Origin of the sequence: Candidatus Vallotiella adelgis (genome assembly GCF_020541305.1) — a bacterium.
Taxonomy (GTDB): domain Bacteria; phylum Pseudomonadota; class Gammaproteobacteria; order Burkholderiales; family Burkholderiaceae; genus Mycetohabitans; species Mycetohabitans adelgis.
Genome location: NZ_CP047396.1, coordinates 1,143,339 through 1,168,085, shown reverse-complemented (window position 1 = coordinate 1,168,085; position 24,747 = coordinate 1,143,339). Strand labels below are relative to the sequence as shown.

General features: G+C 45.8%; 15 protein-coding genes, 2 tRNA genes and 2 pseudogenes. 10 read left to right on the top strand and 9 right to left on the bottom strand.

From position 1 onward, the window contains the following. Positions 1–30: 30 nt before the first annotated feature. From GJV44_RS04275 to GJV44_RS04260, 4 genes are all read right to left on the bottom strand, one after another. Positions 31–106, bottom strand: a tRNA-Lys gene (locus GJV44_RS04275). Between the two features lie 558 nt (positions 107–664). After that, positions 665–1,678: a D-2-hydroxyacid dehydrogenase family protein gene (locus GJV44_RS04270; protein WP_226806480.1), complete on the bottom strand. Its 1,014-nt coding sequence runs from the start codon at positions 1,676–1,678 to the stop codon at positions 665–667. 2,859 nt (positions 1,679–4,537) lie between these two features. Then, a complete protein-coding gene (locus GJV44_RS04265) occupies positions 4,538–7,051 on the bottom strand; it encodes a DNA topoisomerase III (RefSeq protein WP_226806479.1) in 2,514 nt (837 codons plus the stop codon). 213 nt (positions 7,052–7,264) lie between these two features. Continuing rightward, entirely contained in the window at positions 7,265–7,642 is a 378-nt protein-coding gene (locus GJV44_RS04260; RefSeq protein ID WP_226806478.1) for a thioredoxin family protein, read from the bottom strand. A gap of 1,074 nt (positions 7,643–8,716) precedes the next feature. Here GJV44_RS04260 and def point away from each other — a divergent pair. The 8 genes from def (at position 8,717) to GJV44_RS04220 (ending at position 16,540) form a co-directional block, all read left to right on the top strand. Next, complete coding sequence (gene def, locus GJV44_RS04255; protein ID WP_226806477.1) at positions 8,717–9,223, top strand: peptide deformylase; 507 nt, start codon at positions 8,717–8,719, stop codon at positions 9,221–9,223. 5 nt (positions 9,224–9,228) lie between these two features. Beyond that, positions 9,229–10,221 carry a methionyl-tRNA formyltransferase gene (fmt, locus tag GJV44_RS04250; protein WP_226806476.1) on the top strand — a complete coding sequence of 331 codons (993 nt, stop codon included), beginning with the start codon at positions 9,229–9,231 and terminating at the stop codon, positions 10,219–10,221. Between the two features lie 306 nt (positions 10,222–10,527). Beyond that, the gene (gene htpX / locus GJV44_RS04245) at positions 10,528–11,385 is read left to right on the top strand and encodes a zinc metalloprotease HtpX (RefSeq protein WP_226806475.1); all 858 of its coding nucleotides are present in this window, start codon (positions 10,528–10,530) and stop codon (positions 11,383–11,385) included. Next, positions 11,386–12,771 carry a 16S rRNA (cytosine(967)-C(5))-methyltransferase RsmB gene (gene rsmB / locus GJV44_RS04240; RefSeq protein WP_226806474.1) on the top strand — a complete coding sequence of 462 codons (1,386 nt, stop codon included), beginning with the start codon at positions 11,386–11,388 and terminating at the stop codon, positions 12,769–12,771. A 1,225-nt stretch (positions 12,772–13,996) separates the two neighbouring features. Further along, positions 13,997–14,072, top strand: a tRNA-Phe gene (locus GJV44_RS04235). A 597-nt stretch (positions 14,073–14,669) separates the two neighbouring features. Further along, the gene (queC, locus tag GJV44_RS04230; RefSeq protein WP_226806473.1) at positions 14,670–15,410 is read left to right on the top strand and encodes a 7-cyano-7-deazaguanine synthase QueC; all 741 of its coding nucleotides are present in this window, start codon (positions 14,670–14,672) and stop codon (positions 15,408–15,410) included. A gap of 23 nt (positions 15,411–15,433) precedes the next feature. Further along, positions 15,434–16,075: a 7-carboxy-7-deazaguanine synthase gene (gene queE / locus GJV44_RS04225; protein WP_226806472.1), complete on the top strand. Its 642-nt coding sequence runs from the start codon at positions 15,434–15,436 to the stop codon at positions 16,073–16,075. 21 nt (positions 16,076–16,096) lie between these two features. Next, complete coding sequence (locus GJV44_RS04220; protein ID WP_226806927.1) at positions 16,097–16,540, top strand: 6-pyruvoyl trahydropterin synthase family protein; 444 nt, start codon at positions 16,097–16,099, stop codon at positions 16,538–16,540. A gap of 136 nt (positions 16,541–16,676) precedes the next feature. Here GJV44_RS04220 and rodA read toward each other — a convergent pair whose 3' ends face one another. The 5 genes and pseudogenes from rodA to GJV44_RS04195 form a co-directional block, all read right to left on the bottom strand. Next, positions 16,677–17,807 carry a rod shape-determining protein RodA gene (gene rodA / locus GJV44_RS04215; RefSeq protein ID WP_226806471.1) on the bottom strand — a complete coding sequence of 377 codons (1,131 nt, stop codon included), beginning with the start codon at positions 17,805–17,807 and terminating at the stop codon, positions 16,677–16,679. A gap of 258 nt (positions 17,808–18,065) precedes the next feature. Beyond that, positions 18,066–19,976, bottom strand: a pseudogene (gene mrdA, locus GJV44_RS04210) (penicillin-binding protein 2); the annotation flags it as partial. A 25-nt stretch (positions 19,977–20,001) separates the two neighbouring features. Then, a complete protein-coding gene (gene mreD, locus GJV44_RS04205; RefSeq protein ID WP_226806470.1) occupies positions 20,002–20,514 on the bottom strand; it encodes a rod shape-determining protein MreD in 513 nt (170 codons plus the stop codon). Between the two features lie 124 nt (positions 20,515–20,638). Beyond that, positions 20,639–21,493: pseudogene (gene mreC / locus GJV44_RS04200) on the bottom strand (rod shape-determining protein MreC); the annotation flags it as partial. Positions 21,494–21,535: 42 nt separating this feature from the next. Beyond that, positions 21,536–22,579 (bottom strand): rod shape-determining protein, encoded by a 1,044-nt coding sequence (locus GJV44_RS04195; protein WP_226806926.1) that lies wholly within the window; start codon positions 22,577–22,579, stop codon positions 21,536–21,538. Positions 22,580–22,925: 346 nt separating this feature from the next. On the opposite strand from GJV44_RS04195, the gene gatC reads away from it, so the two are divergent. Continuing rightward, complete coding sequence (gene gatC / locus GJV44_RS04190; protein ID WP_226806469.1) at positions 22,926–23,225, top strand: Asp-tRNA(Asn)/Glu-tRNA(Gln) amidotransferase subunit GatC; 300 nt, start codon at positions 22,926–22,928, stop codon at positions 23,223–23,225. 24 nt (positions 23,226–23,249) lie between these two features. Beyond that, positions 23,250–24,746: an Asp-tRNA(Asn)/Glu-tRNA(Gln) amidotransferase subunit GatA gene (gene gatA / locus GJV44_RS04185; protein ID WP_226806468.1), complete on the top strand. Its 1,497-nt coding sequence runs from the start codon at positions 23,250–23,252 to the stop codon at positions 24,744–24,746. The last annotated feature ends 1 nt before the right edge of the window (position 24,747 follow it).

Below are 24,747 nucleotides of genomic sequence, written 5' to 3'. Positions count from 1 at the left end.
AATTTATTTTGACAGGGTTTTTAAACTTTTTGGTGGGGCGTGAGTGACTCGAACACTCGACCTACGGATTAAGAGTCCGCTGCTCTACCAGCTGAGCTAACGCCCCAAAAACAGAAATTCTATCAGGATTTGTACGTTGTGCGTACATTTTTTGAATAAAAATATTCGATACTGTAGAAGTCTATATGCGGGGATGTTTGTTGTCTATTTGTAGAGTATTTAGTTACCCTTGCTTTTATATAAAAGCATATAAATTTTTACGTTAATATCTTCTAAATTTTATTATTAAAATTCCGGAATGATATTAATCATATATTATTAATATAATATGCATTTTTTTAAAAATCTATACTTAATAGAGAATTTCCCTAATCGACTTGATATGCGGTATTTTATTTTTGCTGGCTATAGCCTTTAGCTTTAAGTTGGAGTGTTTAGCTAAACATTCTGTTTAGCTTCATCTATTTTTGTCGTGACTTGACGTTGCTGTCGACGTTATTTCTTGGGTAAATGTTTATTTCTGTGGACACTACGAAAGTTATTGTTGTATCTTTAGCGGCTAGCCCCTGACTGGCTGCAATTGATACTAACATATTACTGAATACAAGTTTATACGAAGAATATATGCTGAGTAATCTATTACAGTCTTGCCCGAGCGTATTCATCAACGTTGTATCTGCATTGTGAGTAATTCTGGATTAATGACATTTTGCGTATTGCCACTCAAATATGCGAGGATATTATTAAATGCTGATCTGAAATATAGTTCATAGCTTTCGCGTTCTACATATCCAATATGCGGCGTACAAATCGCATTTTCCATGCGAAGTAACGGATATCCTTGTAGGATTGGTTCGCTTTCGAATACATCTACTGAAACCATGCCCGGTCGCCCTTTACGAAGTGCTGATACCAGCGCGTTCTCCTCGAGAAGCTCGGCGTGGCTTGTATTGACAAATAGTGCTGTTGGTTTCATCTGCACCAGATTATTGCTGGTTACAATGCCGCGGGTTTTTTTGTGAAGTCGAAGATGCAGACTTAGCACATCACTCTCAGAAAAAAGTTGCTCGCGTGTCTGCGCTACTTCTAGCCCATCATCTTTCGCTGCTCTTAGCGAATGTTCACGTCCATAAATTAATACAGTCATGCCAAACGAGCGCCCGTAGTAAGCAACGATCTTACCTATTTTTCCGTAACCCCAAATACCTAGCGTTTGACCTCGTAACACCTGTCCTAGTCCGAAGTTTGGTGGCAGCGCGGCCGTGCGCAAGCCTGATTGTTGCCAGGCACCTTGCTTAAGGTTCATAACGTATTGAGGAATACGACGCTGTGCCGCCATGATAAGTGCCCATGTTAGTTCAGCGGGCGCAACGGGCGAGCTCGCACCTTCGAGTACTAAAATGCCGCGCTCGGTACATGCCTGCAAGTCCAAGTGACTAGATACACGGCCTATCTGGCTAATAACTTTCAGTTGCGGTAGTCTATCTAGTAATTGTGACGTGATGTGCGTACGTTCGTGGATTAATACGATTGCTTCGACCGATGCAAGTCGACTGACTAGTTGTCCAAGCCCACGAACCGTATTGTTGAACACCTTAACGTCATGCTCGGCAAGTAGTTGAAAACAATCAAGCTTGCGGATGGCGTCTTGGTAGTCATCGAGAATAGCAATCTTCATAGGGACTTAGAACGATGCGGTCTTTTTCAGTACACCGCTTGCACTGTAGGTAGGGATGCTATGCGCAATTCACTACTAACACGTAGTGATCAGTATCGCCGAGGCGTAAGCTATCTTTCATGACGCGTGTTTCGCATATGTGCATGTCGACGTGTACGAAACGTAGCTAGCATATCGATTGCATACTGTTTTTTCTTAAAGCGGAGACGACTCCATGAATCAACCGTGTAAGGGGGGAGCGTGCTCGCTATTGCGCTCGACATTCCCGATTTTAGTCAAAAAACCACTAGCGATCGAGCGCGTCGCACAGCATTGATGCGGCCATCGTGTCAACTAGCGTAATAGTAATATCTTTTTATACTAGTTGGACTAGTCATACGGCTAGATGGTTCGGAACAGAGCTCTCAAAACGAAACAAGAGTAAGTATTCGGAAAGTGAAGTAACCCCTTTCGGATGCATCCGAATCGTGTGAGTTATAAGGGGGTTTTCCCATGTCTTTGTTTGCAACGAACAAAGGACGCGCATCTGAAAAAACTAGATCGATCTTCGAGATGTAAACGATGCTGGGACTCGTAGTTCAATATTCCCATAAGTGATGCAGGTTATACTGTTTTGGTAGTGTCTCTCTCTTAACTCGCCGAGTTTTTCGAGCATATCTAGATTATGAACCGGATAAAGTTAGCAGTCTATATAACTGCTAACTAACACCGAAAACCGATGACGTGCATGTACTCGATTAACACGCGTTTTTCCCTAGATTGGTCTGATATTATTGTCCCTGTCAAAATAAGAAATACATCATGCACATCATGCTCTTCCGGGATCGGTAAGATATGAAGATACGATTCTAGATATTACGGAAATTCATAGTTCGGTCAGTAGTGCTTCTCTCTGCGTATCTTATTCACAATCAATCGTATATAAAGGGTTGTGTGCCGAACACATGCTGATTCTGAGTGTAAATGCGTCGCAGGGTCGAAAGCACTTATCAGTATTACGTTTTTTTACATGTAGAAAGAAAAAAGAGAGTGGCTAGTATGTATCAACGAGGCATGCAAGTCGTACGCGATGCATCTGGGTGGAGGTGAGCTATTTAGTATCACTCTAGATGCATACGAAAAGACTGATGTTTAGTACTATTTTTGTGTTGCACTAGCCCCAATATGTATACATAGTGCCTGCACTACCCAATGAGCGAAATCTTTTGAGGATTTTATAATGAGTACGCTGCTCAGGCAGATAATCAATGCTTAAGGTTAAAACTAGACGCCAAATATCGAAAAAGAAACTAGTCGTAAGACTGTACATCTCAACGCATATTTTACCCCACCGGTTGAAGTACCTATTAATAGACTCTAATTAGGAGAACCAGCGGAGGGGTAAGCGGCCAACACATTTATCTTCAGCAGCCTTCGTTTCTAGTATCGTGTACTGATCTAGTATCGTGTACTGAATTGGATGAGGTCACCTATATACGTGATGATATATCCTTGCTGAATAGTACTCAGAGGCAAGATAACTAGGTATTTTACTATACGACTTATGTGTAATAGTTTTTCAGCTACGATGATTAGTGACTACTTGGCACATTATTTAGATATTAGCACTCGGCTTCAGGAGAAAGTGAAGATATAACGTAGTATCTGCTATAGCAACCAGTTCTACAATAGGCATTGACAACAGGGCTATATTTAGCATCTTATCAGATTCTGCATATATTGATTAGAACAGCCTGGCATTTTTATATCAGGAGCTTCATCAAGTTATATTACTTTATTCCGATCTAAGACTGCATGAAAAAATAACAGTTTTTTATGCTGAGTAGTTTATATCAGAAAATTATAGATATTTCTTGATAAATTCGTAGAATTTTTAGATTTATATAATAATATTTTTTATTAATTGTTAATAATGCTATTTTTCTATACAGGGTTTTTTAATAGATGATTTAGAGTTGCTGCAAATTTTTCTGAAAACGGTAGACATAATTATCTTTTCAAAATTTTTCTATTGAAAATATTATGTTTAATGCACTTTCTCACTCAGAACACTATCAACCTAGATAGATAGTTAAAGATTCGTTTTCTACATTTCACTACTCGCCTACCTTTCCTTAACTGAGTCTAGCTAAAACTATCTTGATGAGTGTTTTCTAGGTCGTGGGCGAATGAGAGGAAAGTTACGCATTGCCTCTCGAATGATCGTCGGGCAGAATATTTTTGCTCATGCTGTACTAGCATGTAAGCGGTTTATATAGATCGTTCTGAGCGTAACGCAGATCAACTCACGGGTTAGCGCATTGTTCAGAAGAATTTCTAATCTGGCATAGTAATTATATACACTGCACACAGTATTGTGTATCACAAGTAGTCAATCGATTACAGCTATATCTAATAAATCACTAGGAATAATACGCTGTAGCTACCCGAAGACTTTCGGGAGGTGATTATCTGTTAATGCGTCCAAAATATTTTGGATAGAGATTCGCATATGCTAGTTCAGATGACTAAAAAGTCTGGATTGGGCTATTATTAAGATAATGATGAACTATGACGAGATGTACTATCAACTGGCGTTAAGCTTGATCAACCGCATAGTTTATAAAAACTTGCTTCTTCAATATGAACTGCAGTAGATTACTATCAACATCGCTTATCCCAGCTAGAATAATATAGTGAGCGCTCCGCGCTCTTCAGGAAGATCATCCTGCGGCGCGTTAATGTGCATAGTTTTACGGTGCGACTCGCTGTTACTGGGGTAGTCCGGGCGGCTTATTTGACTGAAGAGGACGGCTTAAGTAGCGTCTTGAGGACGCTATCATCGCGTTGCATCAGATTGAGTTCGGCATCCCCTGATTTTCAGCTTTTTTTTATTCTACGGGTTAAGGATTTTTCTGAGGTTTTTGAAGAAGCTGGCTCTTTTTTCTCGAACCCGAAGCCAATTGAACCATCTTTTTGCTTGATAAGAAATGCCTTAAAGTTTCGCCCAGTGCGAGACGACTTAAACTGCGTTAGTAAATTTGTGCGCCCTTGATTCAGCAACTGCGCCATTTGTTCCCGCGTGACTTCTTGCTGCAGTATAACTTTTCCGGATCGAAAGTCACAGGTTTTTAGATCAGCAGCGTGGTTTTCACAAACATAGCTCATGCCATGCTCGAACACATAGCCATGACACTTTGTGCAGTGGCCAACCGGATCTTGTAAGGAGAAGTCAGGTGAACTACTATCGTCTTCCGGCGTATCTTGACCAAAGTCAAATTCTATCTTATAGCTATTTTCCTTTTCGTCGTGCACGAGCCTTAGGAGAGCGGAGAACGGTCGGCCTATTTTTGAGCGGAAGCCCGATAGTGGGCCGATCAATTTTTCTGAGAGCAACTGCTCTACTTCCGCGAGCTCGAATTGGCGTCCACCCGGAATCTTCGGGATAGAAAAATCGCATTGCGTGCACGCGAAACGACGATAGTTCTCTTTAATGTCGCCGTTACAGCCTGGACAAGGCGTTTGCAATATCGCGTAATCTCCCGGAATTGTTTCTGAATTATATTCTTTAGCATGTTTCACGATTGCTTTAGTCATGCATACAATCTCGCGCATAAACGCTTCGCGTCCCAGATGTCCCCGTTCTATTTGAGATAGCTTATATTCCCACTCACCGGTTAGCTCAGGGGCAGTCAATTCTTCGACGCTAAGACCGTGTAGCAGCGTCATAAGCTGGAATGCCTTGCTGGTCGGGATCAACTCGCGACCCTCTCGAAGTAGATACTTTTCGCTTAGCAGTCCCTCGATTATTGCTGCACGTGTAGCAGGTGTGCCTAGGCCTTTAGCTGCCATGGCCTGGCGTAATTCATCATCTTCGACTAGCTTACCTGCCCCTTCCATCGCCGAGAGAAGCGTTGCTTCGTTATGGCGTACAGGTGGCTTAGTTGTCCATTGTTGAGATAACATGCTATCTATTTTTACTTTTTCATTTTTGGCAACCGGTACAAGGTCGGAATTGTCACCGGACGTCTCGCGGCTATACACCTGCAACCAACCCGACTGGACCAATACTTTTCCTTCTGTCTTAAAACAATGCGCTGCCACTTTCGTAATCCGGGTCGTTACTTTATATTCGGAAGCTGGGAAGAACACAGCTAAGAAACGCCTGACCACCAGGTCATATAGCTTTTGCTCCGGCTCAGATAGATTCTTGGGTGCTTGAAGTGTTGGAATGATTGCAAAGTGATCGCTAATTTTAGTATTATCAAAGATCCGCTTAGTTGGCCTCAGCCAACCCTTGTCTAATACCTGCCTAGATAAAAGTAGGTACTTGTCGCTTCTCTGAAGCATCACCAGTGTGTCATAGACTATTGATATATAGTCCTCCGGTAGAGAACGTGCGTCAGTACGCGGATAAGTCAGTACCTTGTGACGCTCGTACAGCGCTTGGGCCAAAGCAAGCGTGTTTTTGGCCGAGAAACTAAAGCGTTTATTAGCTTCGCGTTGCAGGCTAGTTAGGTCAAAAAGCAACGGAGAGAGCTGAGTTAATAGTTTTGATGCTTCGCTGACCGTGGCCTGTTGCTCGCGGCATACTGAAATGATTGCTTGAGCTGTGGATGCACTCCAGAGTCGGAAGTCGCGCTGCTCAGGATCGAACTCGTTTTTCTTAAACTGCGAGTTAAACCAGCGGCCTTTATAGAATCCGGTTGTGCAAATAAACTTAGCGCTTACCTCCCAGTAGTCGCGCGGTATGAAGTGACGAATTTTTTTCTCGCGCTCTACAACAATCGACAGCGTTGGAGTTTGTACGCGTCCAACTGTAGTCAGAAAAAATCCTCCACCTTTACTGTTGAACGCCGTCATTGCCCGTGTTCCGTTGATGCCAACTAGCCAATCGGCTTCAGAGCGACATCGTGCAGCGTCAGCTAGTGGTTGCATTTCTTGACCACTGCGTAACTGCGCAAATCCGTTGCGGATTGATGCCTCTGTCATTGACTGAAGCCATAAGCGTTGCACCGGTCGCCTGGTTTTTACATACTGTATGATTAGCTGGAAGATTAACTCGCCTTCGCGGCCAGCATCGCATGCGTTGATGAGTCGGTTAATATCTTTTCGTTTAATTAGTCGGCTTAGTAGTTTCAGTCGAGACTCGCTCTTAGCGATCGGCTGAAGATCGAAATAAGGGGGAATAACGGGTAGAGACGCTAAGCTCCATTTTCCGCGTTTGACTTCATATGCCTGCGGCGCTGCGATTTCTAACAAGTGTCCAACGGTTGACGACAACACATAATCATCGCTCTCGTAATATTCTTCATGCTTTATAAAGTCACCCAGTGCACGTGCGATATCGTTCGCGACAGATGGCTTTTCAGCGATAATTAGGGCTTTTGACATGAATATTAGAAAGTACTAATGCGCAGCATCGAAAGATTTATAGTAAATTAGATACAAATATACGGCGTTGTATGATACGTAGCTGGCTTGTGGCCACAAGCCAGCTACGTATCATAAGCACGTGCCAACGTCTGTTGCAAGCGTTCAGCGAAACTACGCGCTATTGCAACTTGAATCAGAAATAGCCAAAGCAAGTGGCATGCGCTATTAAAATCACGTGTTAACGAGCGCTAGACGTAGTTTCGGCGCTTTTTCTACGCTGGGCAGCGAAGATAAATCAACTAGCATCCGCGCAACTATCTCTGGATAAGGTGGTACAGTTCCAAAAAAGCGCGTAGCATGGCCGTCCTCAATCAAGATAGTTGGAAAATATTCGATATCAAAATTATCAAGCTGATCAGCATGTGTCTCAATATCGATCCAAACAAAACACGTTTCTGGATGTGCGTCCGCGAGTGCATCAAACCCAGCCTTATATTCACGACACGAGCTGCACCAGTCAGCGCATAAGCAGGCAACAAACAGTGTATTAGTGGATGACAGACTTGTAGTGATAATGTCATTATCGTGATTAAGGTTGAGGGCAGGCATTTTCGGAGAAATCCTGTTAATGCATCGCGCGGCGGGGATAGTGCTATCTTAGCCTCCACAATACTGCTGATACCATTTAGACTGTAGCATAGCTCGCCGTGCTACAGGCCAGGCCGATCACGCTCTCTGGAAGCGCTCGGCCTGCGTCTAAATATCATACTAGTTAATACACGCTCAAGAATGTTTGATTTCAATATTGAGCAATTCAAAATGGATATTGCCATATTATAGTTTTAACTGTGACGATCATTTATCTGATCATGTCTGACCTAAGCGCTCTATGCGGGATAGAGCATTAAACCGTGATAAATTATGCGACGTTTAGTAGCAGTGCACATCGTATTGATGTGACTTCGTTTATTACCGGGCATTATAGTTCAGCAGTGAATTAATTTATTCTAGCTTGCGCCGGCCCGACAGCAGTACGCTTCGATAGCTTATCTATTCAAGATAGATATATCGGTTATCGAACCCTATAGTCTATAAGACATTAAAATATTTAATATAGAAGTTATTAAAATATTTCAAGAAAAGATTATTACTTTAGGCTGGAAGTTTTTCTCTCTAGCGCCTACAGTACATACTGTATTTTACAAGCGTTGCATAAAAAAACACGTACCGTTATTGCTCTGCAATACTAGATTCAGCCCGTCGACGACAGTCACTAGTATTGGTCGGTACAGCGCGCTGATTCTCACCAAGCACAAAAGCAGCGGAAACCCCTTATATCAATAACATTAGTATATTTTTCGAGTAGATAAACGGTATGCTCAACTGAACGTGAAGGGGGATCTGTTAGCGCTATCTGTAAGCACGGCATATCCGTGGATGCGCCAATTAAGCGATGAGTTCCTCTGCTCTAAAGTTAGAAACTGAGTCGTGGTATTTATCGCATGATAATATCACATGATAAAATTTAATCAGTGCAGACGATTAATGTCTGAAGTGCCTAGCCTACGTCATAGGATTAGTACCCTAATGTAACGATTGCCTAAGATGAGGCGGTGGGTAATTCTGGTGGATTAGCTGATGCTTACGCGCGAATATAAATGTGCTTGAGAGGATTAATGAATTATGGCTTTGCTGAGTATTTTGCATTACCCAGATCAGCGTCTACATAAAGTCGCCAAACCTGTTGAACATATTGACAGACAAATCCGTAATCTAGTAACGAATATGGCTGAGACAATGTATGCAGCGCCCGGTATTGGGCTAGCAGCCACGCAGGTAGATATCCATAAGCGCATTATAGTCATCGATGTATCGGATGTTCGCGACACGTTACACATTTTTGTCAACCCAGAGATTATCTGGTCAAGTAATAAGCGCAAGGTTAATGAAGAGGGATGCCTATCGGTGCCGGGCGTTTATGACGGCATCGAACGTGCAGAGCAGGTTGGCGTACGTGCATTGAACGAGAACGGCGATCTGTTCGAGCTAGAATGCAAAGGATTACTAGCGATTTGTATTCAACATGAAATAGATCATTTACTTGGCAAGATATTTGTCGAATACTTATCCCCGTTCAAGCAGATGCAAATCAAGATGAAGATGGGTAAGCTAAACCACGCCATACTATAGTCGCAATGCCATCTACCCTTCGCGTAATTTTTGCCGGTACGCCACAGTTCGCAGCAACTGTGCTTCGGGCGATCCATGATGCAGGCCTTTCGGTACCGCTTGTGTTAACACAACCAGATCGTGCGGCAGGACGTGGCATGAAGTTCTTATCGAGTCCAGTTAAAGAGCTTGCCATCGCGAAGCAGTTGACGCTTGTGCAGCCACCATCCTTGCGCTGCAACGGTAAGTACCCAACTGAGGCAGCTGATACGTTAGCGTTGTTGCATGCTACACCCCATGACGTAATTGTAGTAGCAGCGTACGGGCTGCTGTTGCCGCAAGCTGTACTTGATATCGCACCGTATGGCTGTATCAATATTCATGCATCGTTATTGCCTCGTTGGCGCGGCGCGGCGCCGATTCACCGCGCGATCGAAGCCGGCGACCGGATCACAGGTGTTACATTGATACAAATGGATGAGGGTTTAGATATGGGCCCGATGCTTATGCGAGAAGCCGTAGCAATCGCGCCAACAGATACTACTGGTACGCTACATGACAAGCTAGCTAACACCGGTGCACGGCTTATCGTTGCCGGTCTACGCAAGTTAGAGCGTACCGGTCTCTTAACAATGACTCCGCAGCCGATCGAAGGCGTGACGTATGCACATAAGCTATCGAAGCAAGAAGCAGCACTAGATTGGCGCTTGCCAGCCGATGTGCTCGCGTGCAAAGTACGAACCTTTAATCCATTTCCAGTTGCCCACGGGATACTCGATGGTACTCCGCTAAAGATCTGGGCCGCTGAGCCGGTGTGCGTCAGCGGGTCCAACCTAACTCCGGGCACTATTCTATCCGTGGATAATACTAGTGTGACGATCGCTTGTGGTAAACACGCATTGCGTGCTACCCAGCTTCAAAAGCCGGGTGGAAAGCGGCTTTTCGCTAGGGAATTCGTAACAGGATTCCCACTGTTTATTGGCCAGTGCTTCGAGACTAAGCGGAACAATCCCTCGTAAGCTAAGATACTACTGCGATAGTAGATTACTGTGCCAAGAATGTAATTGCTACTCTTCATTGTTTCTATCGGCACCCTCTATAGCACTCTAATAATCGAAAAGTGACCACAAGCTACTAGAGCTTCTAATCCTCATAGGAGGAGTTATTGTGATCTAGGTTTAGAACTACATGGATAATGACGATCCACTGACAGGTGTAGGTATTGAGTTTTCAATATGCGCCCTAATTTAAAGCGAGCTATTCCGGGGAGGAGTCGAAGACGCTGACTACTGAAGCTCTGTTTTTTCTGGTTTGGAGTGACTAATATGTTCAACTGGTTTAAGACGGTGCTGCTAATGGCTGCGATTACTGCACTGTTTATCGTGATTGGCGGTATGATTGGCGGCATGATTGGCATGACCATTGCATTGCTCTTCGCGCTGACAATAAATTTTGTCTCATATTGGTTTTCTGACCAGATAGTTCTAAAAATGTATAACGCACAAGAGATTGATGAAACTAGCGCTCCGCAGTTCTACCGAATGGTTCGTGAACTGGCTATGCATGCTAGGCTGCCAATGCCGCGTTTATACCTAATCAATGAAGACCAACCGAATGCTTTTGCAACCGGACGGAACCTCAATCACACGGCTGTCGCGGCGACAACAGGTATCTTACGTGTTTTATCTGAGCGCGAAGTGCGCAGCGTGATGGCACACGAGCTTGCACACGTGAAGCACCGCGATATACTTATCTCGACGATTTCGGCGACGATGGCAGGAGCTATTTCCGCATTAGCTAACTGCGCGACGTTCTTTAGCCCGCGAGATGATCAAGGCCGCCCGACTAACTCAATTTCTGGTGTCGTGGTCGCATTATTGGCAGTATTAGCTGCTGGTCTAATCCAGATGTCAATTTCGCGTTCAAGGGAGTTTGAGGCAGATCGCATTGGGGCGAAAATCAGCGGTGATCCTCAAGCATTAGCGTCGGCTCTTGAAAAGATCCAGCGATATGCTGCTGGGATTCCGTTTACTGCTGCACAAGAATACCCGGCGACTGCTCAGATGATGATCATGAACCCGTTAACTGCTGGCGCAATCCAAAATCTGTTTTCGACCCATCCTTCAACTGAAGAGCGTATTGCGCGATTAATGGTGATGACTCGAACAGGGCGTTATAACTGAGTGAGCTGTATCCTCGAAACACAGGCTGACTACGACGTTGCTACTACGACGCTACGGTCAGATTCTCTTGCGTTTGCGTTAGACGGTGCGGCACGAACTCTCACGCGGATGCGTGCTGGAACTGCATTACCGGCTGCACTGGCCATAGTCCATGCAAACATCGTATCAGCGCAGGCGCGTGGCGCGATTCAAGACCTTGCTTATCGCGCCACGCGGCAACTAGCACGGGCTGATGTGTGGTTAGCCACGCTGGTTCGCAGGCCACCTGCTGAACATGTGGCAAATGTGTTGCGATGTGCATTTTCATTGCTTGCTGAACCTGATATAGCACGAACATATTCTGATTTCACAGTGGTCGACCAGGCAGTTGATGCGATCGCAGCTCGATCAAGGGTCGCACATACGAAGGGGCTAGTCAATGCCGTTTTGCGCAATATGGTGCGCTCACGGTCTATGTTGCTTGACGAAGCTATGCTTGATCCAGTTACTCGCTGGAACTATCCGCGATGGTGGATTGACACACTACGGCATAAGTGGCCTAACGATGTCCAGCGTTTTCTGGAAATAGGTAACGAACATGCGCCAATGACACTGCGGATAAACCGTCGTCGGTCAGATGTAGTGACTTATTTTAAGACGCTGCGAGCGAGTGGAATCGACGCTTTCAGAAATTCAGCTTGCTTCGATACCGCGCTTACGCTGCGCCAGCCGATGTCAGTTGAATACCTTCCTGGCTTCTCGCAAGGCGTAGTTTCGGTACAGGATGCTGGTGTGCAGCGTGCTGCCGCGCTTCTTGATGTTCGCGATGGAATGCGTGTTTTGGATGCGTGTGCAGCACCTGGCGGAAAAACGGGGCATTTGCTTGAATGCGCTGATATCGAGCTGGTAGCACTTGAGCGAGATGCAGTACGGGCTATGCGAATCAAGGAGAATCTCGCGCGGTTACAGCTATGCGCTAATATACAGATCGGTGATGCAGGCGAGCCATGTCAGTGGTACAGCCGCCCGAGATTTGATCGTATCTTGGCCGATGTTCCGTGCTCTGCATCGGGCATCGTTCGGCGCCATCCAGATATTCGATGGTTGCGACGTCCTACTGACATCGCCACCTTAGTTGCCGAGCAGCGACGTATTGTGCAAGCGATTTGGCCTCTACTGAAGCGTGGCGGGAAGTTACTGTATACAACGTGCTCTATCTTCCCGGAGGAGGGCGAGCAACAAGCTGCATGGTTTGAGCACTCGCTCAAAGACGCGATACGATTAAACGCGCCTGGCTATATCTTGCCTATAGTAGCGAGCTCTAGTCATCATCCAGCTTTCCATCACGAAATCCAATTCGACTTCGATCAGGATGGGTTTTTTTATGCTTGCTTTCAGAAACAGTGATTTCATTACACTTTTATTTATAGAGATGACCTCATCTAGCAATCTAGTATGCAACATCCGCATCGGGTATATCGGTATTTTCTTAGTAAATGGGTGCTACGGTAGATTGATAGCAGCCCCTATATGAGATATACAATTTAGCCTCTGACTTAATAAAGTCCTGCGAGCGTTGTTAAATAAAGCGTTTTACTATAACTTACAATGCAGCGTCAGTTTAGTTGGGTGCGATATCATTAATTTCATAATGAGCCGGTTAGTGTATTGCAAAGCTAATGTTGTTATTTGCACTTTTACTTAGATATCTGTAAATACTAGACAGTTAAAGCAGAGCTCTCCCCAATATTGGGAAGGCTGTATTAGAAATGACTTGCTATATCATATCGTGGAATAATATGACCGCTCTATTTTTTCTAGACGCATCTATCTACGCGTGACTAAGCCTTATCTAAAACCCTGAAAAAAAGCTCAATTTTACTATAACAGAGAATATAATGGACGATATAGTGCATGATAAATATCCATAATCGCATGGCCTAGAGAAAGAAGTCTAGCTCGGGTACAGATAAATCTTTGTTAGCCGACGGGTATGAATGCACCTAGATATATGCCCAGTATGATACATATATCTCGAAGACGCATATAAAAATAGTAGGGAATAGTAGCGTCAGTAGTCATTATTTTGTCGGTAAACGTAGAAATACCTATGCTAAGATTGAGTGCACAGAGGTAAGTTTTACAAAAAATGTAATCAACATTGTTAAGAAAACATGCGGGCGCTAAGAGTAGCGCCATAAGTCGACGATAGATCTCGTACTACTTAGTGTCTACATGCCAGATATTAATGCCGCAATACTACTTAAAAAGTAAGTAGTATAGAGTCAACTATTTCAAGACAAAAATACGCGACAATCGCTACTACGATGCTATCCATCTAAGATTACATACCAAGGTTTCTTAACAACCGGTTTCTCTGCAAAGGCTGTTAGACCGATCATGACTAATTATGTCTAGTCTATTGTGCTCATAATTCTATTATGCGATAGACGCGATGTATTTGCGAATACTAATCCACATCAGTGGCTCAAAAATTTCCATTGAACTAGGCAAGAATAATACAAAGTATTAGCACTAACCTATTAGTTTGTGGTGTTCGAGGTAATATTAGTTTAATTAACAAAAAAACTTGCTACGCTTATACTAGCATTGTATTATATTAATACAATATGGCCCGGTAGCTCAGTTGGTAGAGCAGCGGATTGAAGATCCGCGTGTCGGTGGTTCAATTCCACCCCAGGCCACCAATCAATTTATAAAGCTCAAAAAAGTTTTTGTTGGCTTCTTACCAAGTGCTTATTCACAGAACCGATACACAACCTAAGAGCGCCGTTCTTTTGGCTCTCTTAGAGAGTCGATTAAACCGGTATAAAACCATCGAATTTTGTAATTCGGCACTTTAATTAATATAATTGCGATTTTGTTTAGTTCACCCAATAATTGGGTTTCTAAAAAAATTCGCCCGTATTACCGAGCAGTACTGTTTAGTAAAAAACTATGTATGCTTGAAATTTCTCGTGTGCCAGCTGAAAAAATATTTGTGAGTGTTGTTGTAACGACATCGAAATATAGTTCGAGAACTAGTATAAAAAACTGATTACAGTTCATTATTTTAATTTTTCCACTCAGTTTGATAATCAGTCATCATCTACGGTTAAGTGGCTTTCGGCACTAAACTTAGATATAGTGCATAATCTGTATTAGATGTTTAATGCTAAATGGGCAAGAACATACAAATTCTGCACTCATGCAGCGAATGTGCAAGTGCAAGGTGCGATGCTTAGCTTTTTACCTAGCTATCATGCTCAGCCTAATAAGATTAGCATGATAGAAGGGGTGCCCCGATGATAAAGAAAGATACTCAACATAGCGCGCTTGTACTATTTTCTGGTGGGCAAGACTCAGCTACATGCTTAGCATGGGCTCTTTCTCGTTATGATCGCGTCGAAACAATTGGCTTTCAGTACGGGCAGCGGCACTGCATCGAGCTGGAATGCCGTGAGAGGTTCCGTGATGCGTTGATTTGTGCGTTTCCTCAATGGAAACCAGCAATTGGCGTCGACCAGCGTATTGATCTTTCGGTTTTGGGGGCGATTAATGAGTCAGCAATGACGCGCGAAATACGAATCGAGACACAGATTAATGGGCTGCCAAATACATTTCTGCCTGGTCGAAACTTAATATTTATTACCATAGCAGCAATGGTTGCGTACCAGAGAGGGCTAAGTGTGCTAGTGGGTGGTATGTGTGAAACGGATTTTTCCGGATATCCGGATTGTCGAGATGACACAATAAAAGCACTGCAAGTAGCGCTCAATCTAGGCATGGACCAACATTTTGTGCTTGAAACCCCACTGATGTGGATGAATAAGGCAGATACTTGGCGATTTGCACAATCAATCGGCAGCGAAGCACTAGTGGAGCTAATTCGTGTCGAAACACATACATGCTATGTTGGCGAGCGAACTGAATTGCACGATTGGGGATTCGGTTGCGGTGAGTGCCCGGCATGCCAATTGCGTGCGCGTGGATATTATATATTCCGACATGCCGGGCACGTTAATTCTGCATCGCTTTCACTTTGACCCTTTTAGGGCAAGACAGTGAGATGACGTACTCAGTCAAGGAAATTTTTTACACATTACAAGGAGAAGGTGCCAATACTGGTCAACCAGCAGTGTTTTGCCGATTTTCTGGTTGTAATCTATGGTCAGGTCGCGAACAAGACCGCGCAGATGTTATCTGTCAATTTTGCGACACGGATTTTATTGGAATAGATGGCGAGAACGGCGGAAAATATCGTGATGCTAATTCACTGGTAGCGAAAATTGCGTTACTGTGGCCATCTGGCGAGACAGAAGCGCAATACCGTTTTGTCGTTTGTACCGGCGGTGAACCAATGTTACAGCTTGATACTGCGTTGATCGACGCGCTGCATCGCGAGAAATTCATGATTGCAATCGAGACTAATGGCACTTTGCCAATACTACCTGGCATAGACTGGGTTTGTGTAAGCCCAAAGGCTGGTTCAGCTCTCGTAGTGAAGCACGGAAACGAACTAAAAATCGTGATTCCGCAAGACAACCAGCAGTTATCGAATTACGCGCAGCTAGATTTTGAGCACTTCCTCGTGCAACCGATGGATGGTCCATCGCGCACACTAAATACAAAGTTAGCTATAGATTGGTGTAAACAGCATCCAAAATGGCGCCTTTCGATTCAAATGCATAAGTACTTGAACATTCCCTAAACCAGACGTTAGACTATCGTGCTGACTATTACGCGAAAACTGGAATTCGATGCAGGCCATCGAATTCCAGATCACCGAAGCCAGTGCAGGAATTTGCACGGTCATCGATATGTGTTAGAAATAACCTTGCATGGTGGACTTATTAGTTTAGTAGGAGCGTCAGATCGTGGAATGGTAATGGACTTTTCGGACGTGAAGCGGCTAGCGATAGAACACTTGGTGAGTGTATGGGATCACGCGCTGATTCTCTATGAGAAAGATATAATAGTCCGTTCTTTTGTTGATACACTGCCCGGGCACAAGACAGTCGTGTTAAACGAGATTCCGACCGTCGAGAATTTGGCAGTTAAAGCATTTGAGACTCTAGACCATGTCTATAATGTACGCTACGGCATTAACCTTCAGCTAGTGAAGGTACGTTTGTACGAGACGCCTAATTGCTGGGCTGATATTACTCGCGACTAAACTAAACAGTCGTATAGTCCTATTATGATCACTGGCAGCACGAATAAACATACTGACTCATGCATTGACACCCTAAGAACCTCGGACGAGGATAACTAAGACTTATAATATACTGATACAGTGTATTACTTGATAGTTAACTTTGCATTAAGCGCTTTTGTCGCGCCACGCTCATCATCATTCCAGTGGCGATTCCGAGTGTGATTAGCGCAGTTCCGCCATAGCTCATAAATGGTAGTGGTACGCCTACTACAGGTAGAATACCGCTGACCATCCCGATATTGACGAAAGCATACATGAAGAAAGATAGTGCCAACGCCCCGGCCAGTAATCGACCGAACAGTGTTGCACCGTTGGCCGAAATGTACAGGCCACGCGCAACGAGAAGTAGGTACAAAAATAATAGCACAAGACTGCCGGCTAGGCCAAACTCTTCTGAGAAAACAGCGAAAATAAAGTCGGTATGTTTTTCTGGGATAAACTCTAGATGCGCCTGTGTTCCATTCAGCCAGCCTTTTCCGAAAACTCCACCAGAGCCGATCGCAATGACAGCCTGAATCGTATGAAATCCTTTGCCCAGCGGATCTGAACTTGGATTCAGCAGCGTGCAGACCCGGTGTTTTTGGTAGTCGTGTAGCAGAATCCATTGCGTATCCGGAAGGCAAATCCGGTCTGCAGTTGCTACTAGTGAGCTAATTCCCGCCACTAATACTAGCATTAGTGGCACAATTAGTCTGAAACTTAGACCAGCGAAATAAATTACAAATAATCCTGTGGATAATACCAGGATCGCGGTACCTAAGTCTGGCTGTTTAGCGATCAGCCCTACTGGGATTCCTAGAATGATTAGACCAATTACATAGTCGTACCATAATATAATGCCGCCGTGTCTCTGATAATACCATGCCAGCATTAGTGGCATCGCAATTTTCAGGATTTCAGATGGCTGGATTACGACGCCGATATTAATCCAGCGCTGCGCACCCTTCTTCGTTACACCAAACAGCGCTACAGCAATAAGTAGTGCTACGCCGAACGAGTAGGCTGGCACAGCGCAACGCATCAGCGTCTGAGGCGATACGTTTGCGACTGCCCACATTAGTACAAGCGTCAGTAGGATGTTACGGATCTGCTCCTCAACACGTACAAATGTATTCATGCTAGCGCTGTATAGCGTAAGCAGGCCGAGACATAGTAATAAGAAGACGAGCAGCGTAAGCGGCTTGTCGAATCCAGAGAACATCCGTTTTGCACGTCTAATCAGCATATAGGGCTCCGATAGGCATAAATGCTGGGGTAGTGGATCGATGCGCAACTAATAGGTCTGAGAGAAGTGTATAGGGATTATATTTATGATTGTTGGGCGGCCGACACGTTATCTATATGATTAATTTCTAGGTTAGAAGTACCATTTGCTTCACCGCAGCGTCTCTCACAAATGTGCCCGCTGTGTTTAGTGGGGATAGCATTAAGGCATAAATTCCGCTAAGCTCAATCAGCGATGCTCGCATTTCGAAGGGGTAGTTTCAGCATTGGACTGGACGCGGTTGATTAAGTAATGATCCAGCACTCTGCGAACAATCGGGCCGCCTGCGCGGGCTCCCCAGCCGCCATTCTCGACGATCAATGCAAGTGCAATCTTCGGGTGATCGACTGGCGCGAAAGCGATGAACAGCGCATGATCACGCAGGTGCTCGGCTAGCGCATGCGTAGGGTATTTCTGGCCCTGAAGAGAAAATACCTGGGCTGTACCAGTTTTGCCGGCTGACGTGTAGGATGCGTTACTAAATATTTGGTAGGCAGTTCCTGAAGGGGTATCCATTACGCTTTTCATTGCATGCTTGATGACGTCGATATCCGCTTGCGTAATACCCTGAATATAGCCAATAGGTTTGGGAGCCGTCAGCCGGAATTCGTGTGTGCTGGGGTTTACAACAGCCTTCACTAAGTGTGGTTTCATAATTACACCGTTATTCGCCAGCGTCGCGACAGCGTGCGCAAGTTGCAGCATTGTATATGAATTGTAGCCCTGGCCGATGCCGAGACTGATCGTCTCGCCCTCATACCAGCGCTGTTGCTCAGGCTGATGATAAACACGTTTTTTCCAGTCGGTAGATGGCAGTACGCCGCGTGCCTCACCTTCGACATCAATACCGGTTTGCTGACCAAATCCCCATTGCTTCATAAAATTTGCAATCGTATTGACGCCAAGATCATGTGCAAGCATGTAGTAATAAGTATCGTTAGATACAACGATCGAACGGTACATATCGATCCATCCCTGCCCCTGTGGCACGTCATTATGGAATGTGTGGCCACCGAATGTGTACGAGCCTGGATCCTGAAAGCTCCAGTTCGGTGTCCGCTTATGCGTGGCAAGAGCAGATAGCGCCATGAATGGCTTGTATGTCGAGCCCGGCGGATAGGTACTGCGTAGGGGTCGGTTTATCAGCGGTCGGTCGAGTGATGTGCTGAGCTCGTTCCATGTTAGTTGATCAATGCCTTCAACGAATAGGTTTGGATCAAAGCTAGGTGACGATACGAACATAAGCACGTCACCGGTTGACGGTTCGATAGCAACCAGTGCACCGCGCTTTCCTGAAAATGCCTGTTCCGCGCTTTTTTGCATGTCAATATCGAGTGATAGCTGCAAATTGTTGCCACATCTTCCCCGGGAATGTGACAGAGTGCGTACCGGACGGCCGCCAGCAGTTACCTCGACCTCTTCGAAGTTAGTTACGCCATGCAACTCAGTTTCGTAGCTCTGCTCAACGCCAATTTTGCCAATATAGTCGGTCCCACTGTAGTTGTTCGCATCAAGCCGAGGATCATAGTGTTCTGGGTCGCGGTCATTTTTCTCGCTGACCGCATCGATACGATCTTGGTCACGTTGTGAAATGCGACCGATATAGCCAATTACATGTGCCGCAGTTGTACCAAGAGGGTATTGCCGGAACAGGTGTGTACGCACCTCTACTCCCGGAAATAGGTAGCGCTGAGCGGTGAAGCGAGCCACCTCATTGTCGGTCAGTCGCGTGCGAATTTGTAGACTCTCAAAGTTTTTCGAATCTGCATACCGTCTTTTAAAGCGTCGGCGATCGCGCGAATTAATACTGACTACACTCGATAGCCGATCGATGAGTGGATCTAATGCTCCATGGATTGCCGATGGCATAATCTCTAAAGTGTAGGCCGAGTAGTTCCTCGCAAGTACCACACCATTACGGTCGATAATCATTCCGCGATTTGGTACGACTGGCGCAATCGAGATGCGGTTTTCATCAGATTGCAGTGAATATTTATGATAATTCCAAATCTGTAAGTATAGAAACCGACAGCTAATCATCATGAAGCATGCGAGTACGAACACGCGAGCGGCGGCTACGCGAAGTTTGAAGTTTATCAGTGCCTGTCGAGGATTATTAAACTCCGTCATCTTTAAAGGGGCTTGGTTAAAGCGATCAAATTGATCGCGTATCATCGAGGCTGGCTGCACGTTTCTGTGGTAACTGTAGCAACAGACTTGACGGCGCCCATAGCAGCGCACTTGCCAAGCTGTCCAACAAGCGTCCCCAGCCTGGAAACGCGCTGCCAGCTATCAGCTGAATTATGAAAGGCACGGCCTGCGCGACTACTAGCAGCGGCATGACGACGAAGATCTGCTGACCTAACGATAGACACAGTACGCGCCGTTGCATCATAATTGCGCTGTACGATAGCAGTGTATAAGCAAGTGCGTGCTCACCAAGCAGACTAGCATCGTGTACGTCAATCAACAACCCAAGCATGAATGCGATACCAATGCCGACTTTATGCGGTTGATGCATATTCCAGAACAGCAGAACAATCGCAATAAAATCAGGTACGATTATTCTTTTTTCATACGGCAGTAGATGCAGAAAAAACGCAGAAGCTAAGCTGAACGCAATGAAGTACGGATTAGCCGGTAGCAGGATATCATTGGGTCGATTCATGAATATGCTCTAGTTCGCGCAAGCGAAGGATCTCGGTCGGGTTTTACAGTGCCATGTTCAACAACTTCCTGCGCATGTTTCTTATCTATTCTTGAGTGGTAACTGCTATCTCGCTAGTGTTTATGTCTGTAGGGTGCGGTGGCATGCGTGCATCGTAGTGCAGTATCAACAAATAGCGAGCGCTCCGTACGGGCGCTAGCGGCTCGCAAATCACTCGGGCGAACGTGGTATCCTCTTGGTGGTCAACTCGAATTACTTGAGCTACTGGTAGTCCAGGCGGATAAATACCGTCCAACCCGTTAGTCACAAGTTTGTCACCGATTTGTACATCAGCACTAGTTAAGACGAACCTCAGATCTAGCACATCACCCTTAGGGGTGCCGTAGATTACGCTTCGAATGCCGGTACGCACAACCTGCACTGGCACTGCCAGGTCTTTATCAGTTAGCAATGTGACTTCAGATTGTAACGGGAAAACGCGTGTAACTTGCCCGATTACGCCTTGCTCATTTACCACTGGTGAGCCCGCTTGTACATTCTGCTGTCGGCCGCTGGCGATGATTATCTTCTGCGTGAATGGATCACGGGCTTCATATAAAATCTCTGTGGCCATTATCTGTATTGTTGAATTTTTCTGCAATTGCAGCAGCCTGCGTAGATGTTCATTCTCTGATAGTAATTGGGCTACTTTCGATGCATTTATAGATAATTTTAGGTTTTTGTCATGCAGCGCTTGATTTTCGCTGCGCAATAAATGGGTTGTGACGAGTAGATCAACCCCCTTAACAATTAGATCTCGCGGTACCAGAGCTGCGTGTTGTAAAGGATAGAGCGCTGTTCTGATTACTTCGCGCATAATTTCAAGCGTTTGGAAGTGCGCGTCGGTAATTAATAGAATAAGCGCGAGACTGACAAACACAAAAAAACGCACAAGAGCCGAAGAACCTTTTTTGAATAGGGGCGGCGAACTATATTTCATATTCTATTGTCGACGCCCAAAATATCGTTTACTGCAGTCAAATCATTCGTATGAGAAAATGCTGCCCAACTTGTCTATCCGCTCGAGCGCTATTCCGGATCCTCGCACTACGCACGTGAGCGGATCCTCGGCTACTAAAACTGGTAGCCCAGTTTCTTCTGCAAGCAGCCGATCTAGATCGCGCAGAAGTGCGCCACCTCCAGTGAGTAACATGCCTCGCTCAGCAATATCAGCACCTAGTTCTGGTGGAGTTTGCTCCAGTGCGATTTTGACCGATGAGACGATTTGATTCAATGGGTCCGTCAGTGCTTCTAGTATCTCATTGCTTGAGATCGTGAAGCTACGTGGAATTCCTTCGGATAGGTTACGACCCTTAACCTCTACTTCCTTTACTTCAGAGCCCGGGAATGCCGAGCCAATCTCTTTCTTGATTGCCTCGGCAGTTTGCTCGCCAATTAACATTCCGTAGTTTCGGCGAATATAGTTGACGATCGCTTCATCGAACTTATCTCCACCAACCCTTACCGAACCCTTGTATACGATACCGCCGAGCGAAATCACACCTACTTCGGTAGTACCACCGCCAATATCTACGACTAACGAACCAGTGGCTTCGGAGACTGGCAAGCCAGCGCCAATTGCCGCCGCCATCGGTTCTTCGATTAGATACACTTGCGATGCGCCTGCGCCGAGTGCAGCCTCGCGGATCGCCCGGCGTTCGACCTGCGTCGAGCCGCAAGGCACGCAGATGATAATCCTCGGCGATGGTGAGAACATCCTTGACTCATGCGCGGTTTTAATAAATTGTTTAATCATTTGCTCGGTAACGCGGAAATCGGCGATTACGCCATCTTTCATTGGGCGGATTGCTTCGATATTGCCCGGCACTTTACCAAGCATTTGCTTAGCTTCTCGGCCTACCGCCTGGATTGTTTTTTTTCCATTAGGCCCGCCTTCCTGGCGGATCGATACAACTGATGGCTCATCAAGAACGATGCCTTTGCCGCGCATGTAAATCAATGTATTAGCGGTCCCTAGGTCGATCGCCAGATCGTTCGAGAAATAGCTGCGGAGAAAGCCGAACATTAAAAATCCTATCTCGCGAATGCCGGTCGTGGGAAATGTACGCATGCTGTGCGTACGCGCCGGCAACGGGTAAAACAATAACCTCAGTGGGGAAGTCCCGGAAAGACGCGTCTACGCAGTCACGAAGCTGCGGAATAAAATTTTCCCGGCGCAAACAGTGAGCGTATCTGGGTAGCGCGAATTCCCCAGCCGGAGCAGTATGCACGTTTGAAGAACATTACTTAAGGATGATAGTACAAGTAGCTAATTTTAGAATGAACTGCTAATGATACCTTATAATCTGCTCTCATTCGAGGAAAAGCAGGCGATGTTTCGCCCACTTTTCCTCTACATTCCGGGTAGTTATATGATATTGACTTCTAATGACGTAAACCATATCGCACATCTAGCATGCATTGAACTTGGGCAGCTCGAAGCCAAGCATACGTTGAATCAACTTAACCAGTTCTTCAGCCTTATTGAACAGATACAGGCAGTTGATACGACGAGCATTGCGCCACTTGCGCATCCGATCGAGCAAATTGAGGATGTCACGCTCAGATTACGGCAGGACGTTGTGACTGATCGAGTACGGCGCGAAGATAACCAGCGCTGTGCGCCGTTAGTGCAAGATGGCTTGTATCTAGTACCAAAGGTTATCGAATAATACCGAAGCATAGAAAACCGTACAATGCATCAGAAAAACCTTACCGAATTGCGAACCGCTCTTGATACGAAACAGATATCGGCCCTCGAGCTTGCGCAATACTTCCTGCGACGTATAGAAAACGAGCATGAGCTAAATGCGTTCCTCGACATCAATCCACAACTGACACTAGACGCTGCAAAGGCAGCCGAGCAGAAGATCGCGCGCGGCGAGAAGGGGCCTCTTCTGGGGTTGCCAGTTGCGCACAAGGACCTTTTCGTGACCCGAGGATGGAAGTCTAGCGCTGGCTCTCGAATTTTGGCTAACTATGTGAGCCCGTTCGACGCAACAGTTGTCAAGCGGCTGTCATCAGCAGGTATGGTCACTCTAGGCAAGACTAATATGGACGAGTTTGCTATGGGCTCATCCAACGAAAATTCGTTTTTCGGCCCAGTACATAACCCGTGGGATCGTAATGCGGTGCCGGGTGGGTCCTCGGGGGGATCAGCCGCTGCAGTGGCTGCTGCACTAGTTCCTGTCGCTACCGGCACCGACACCGGCGGCTCAATTCGCCAGCCGGCGTCACTAACCGGTATCACTGGTATCAAGCCAACCTACGGCCGCGTTTCCCGTTATGGGATAATCGCATTTGCATCGTCGCTTGACCAAGGAGGCCTGATGGCGCGTTGGGCAGCTGATTGCGCACTCGTGCTAAACACGATAAGCGGTTTTGACCCGCGGGACTCGACAAGCGTGAAACGTGATGCAGAAGACTACACGCGCTATCTTAGTAAGCCGTGGCAAGATACCGCACCACGTACCGACGACCGCCCGCTTACCGGTTTGCGAATCGGTTTACCACGAGAGTATTTTGGCGCTGGACTGTCGGGTGATGTTAGAGCGGCGATCGATGCGGCTCTTCAAAAATATGAAGAGCTTGGTGCAATACTGGTAAATATATCGCTGCCTCAAACAGAGCTGTCGATTCCAGTCTACTATATAATCTCCTCAGCTGAGGCATCGTCAAATCTATCACGTTTTGATGGTGTACGTTATGGTTATCGAGCAACTGAGTACCGCGATCTACTAGACATGTACAAGAAGACACGCTCAGAGGGCTTCGGCGCTGAAGTAAAGCGACGAATCCTAGTCGGTACATACGTGCTATCACATGGGTACTATGATTCTTATTATCTGCAGGCTCAGAAGATTCGGCGGATGATTGCGCAAGACTTTCAGAATGCGTTTACACAATGCGATATGATCATGGGCCCAGTGTCTCCGAGCGTCGCTTGGAACTTGGGCGAGAAAATCAATAATCCACTGCAAATGTATCTAGCGGATATCTATACGCTGTCTACAAGCCTTGCCGGATTGCCGGGTATGAGCGTGCCATGCGGCTTTGGCACTGGTGCTCATGCAGCGCGGCCGGTTGGCCTGCAGATTATTAGCAACTATTTTAATGAAGCGCGGATGCTACAAGTCGCCGATGCGTTCCAGCGTGTCACCGACTGGTGCCAAAAAGCCCCTATAGGAGTCTAAT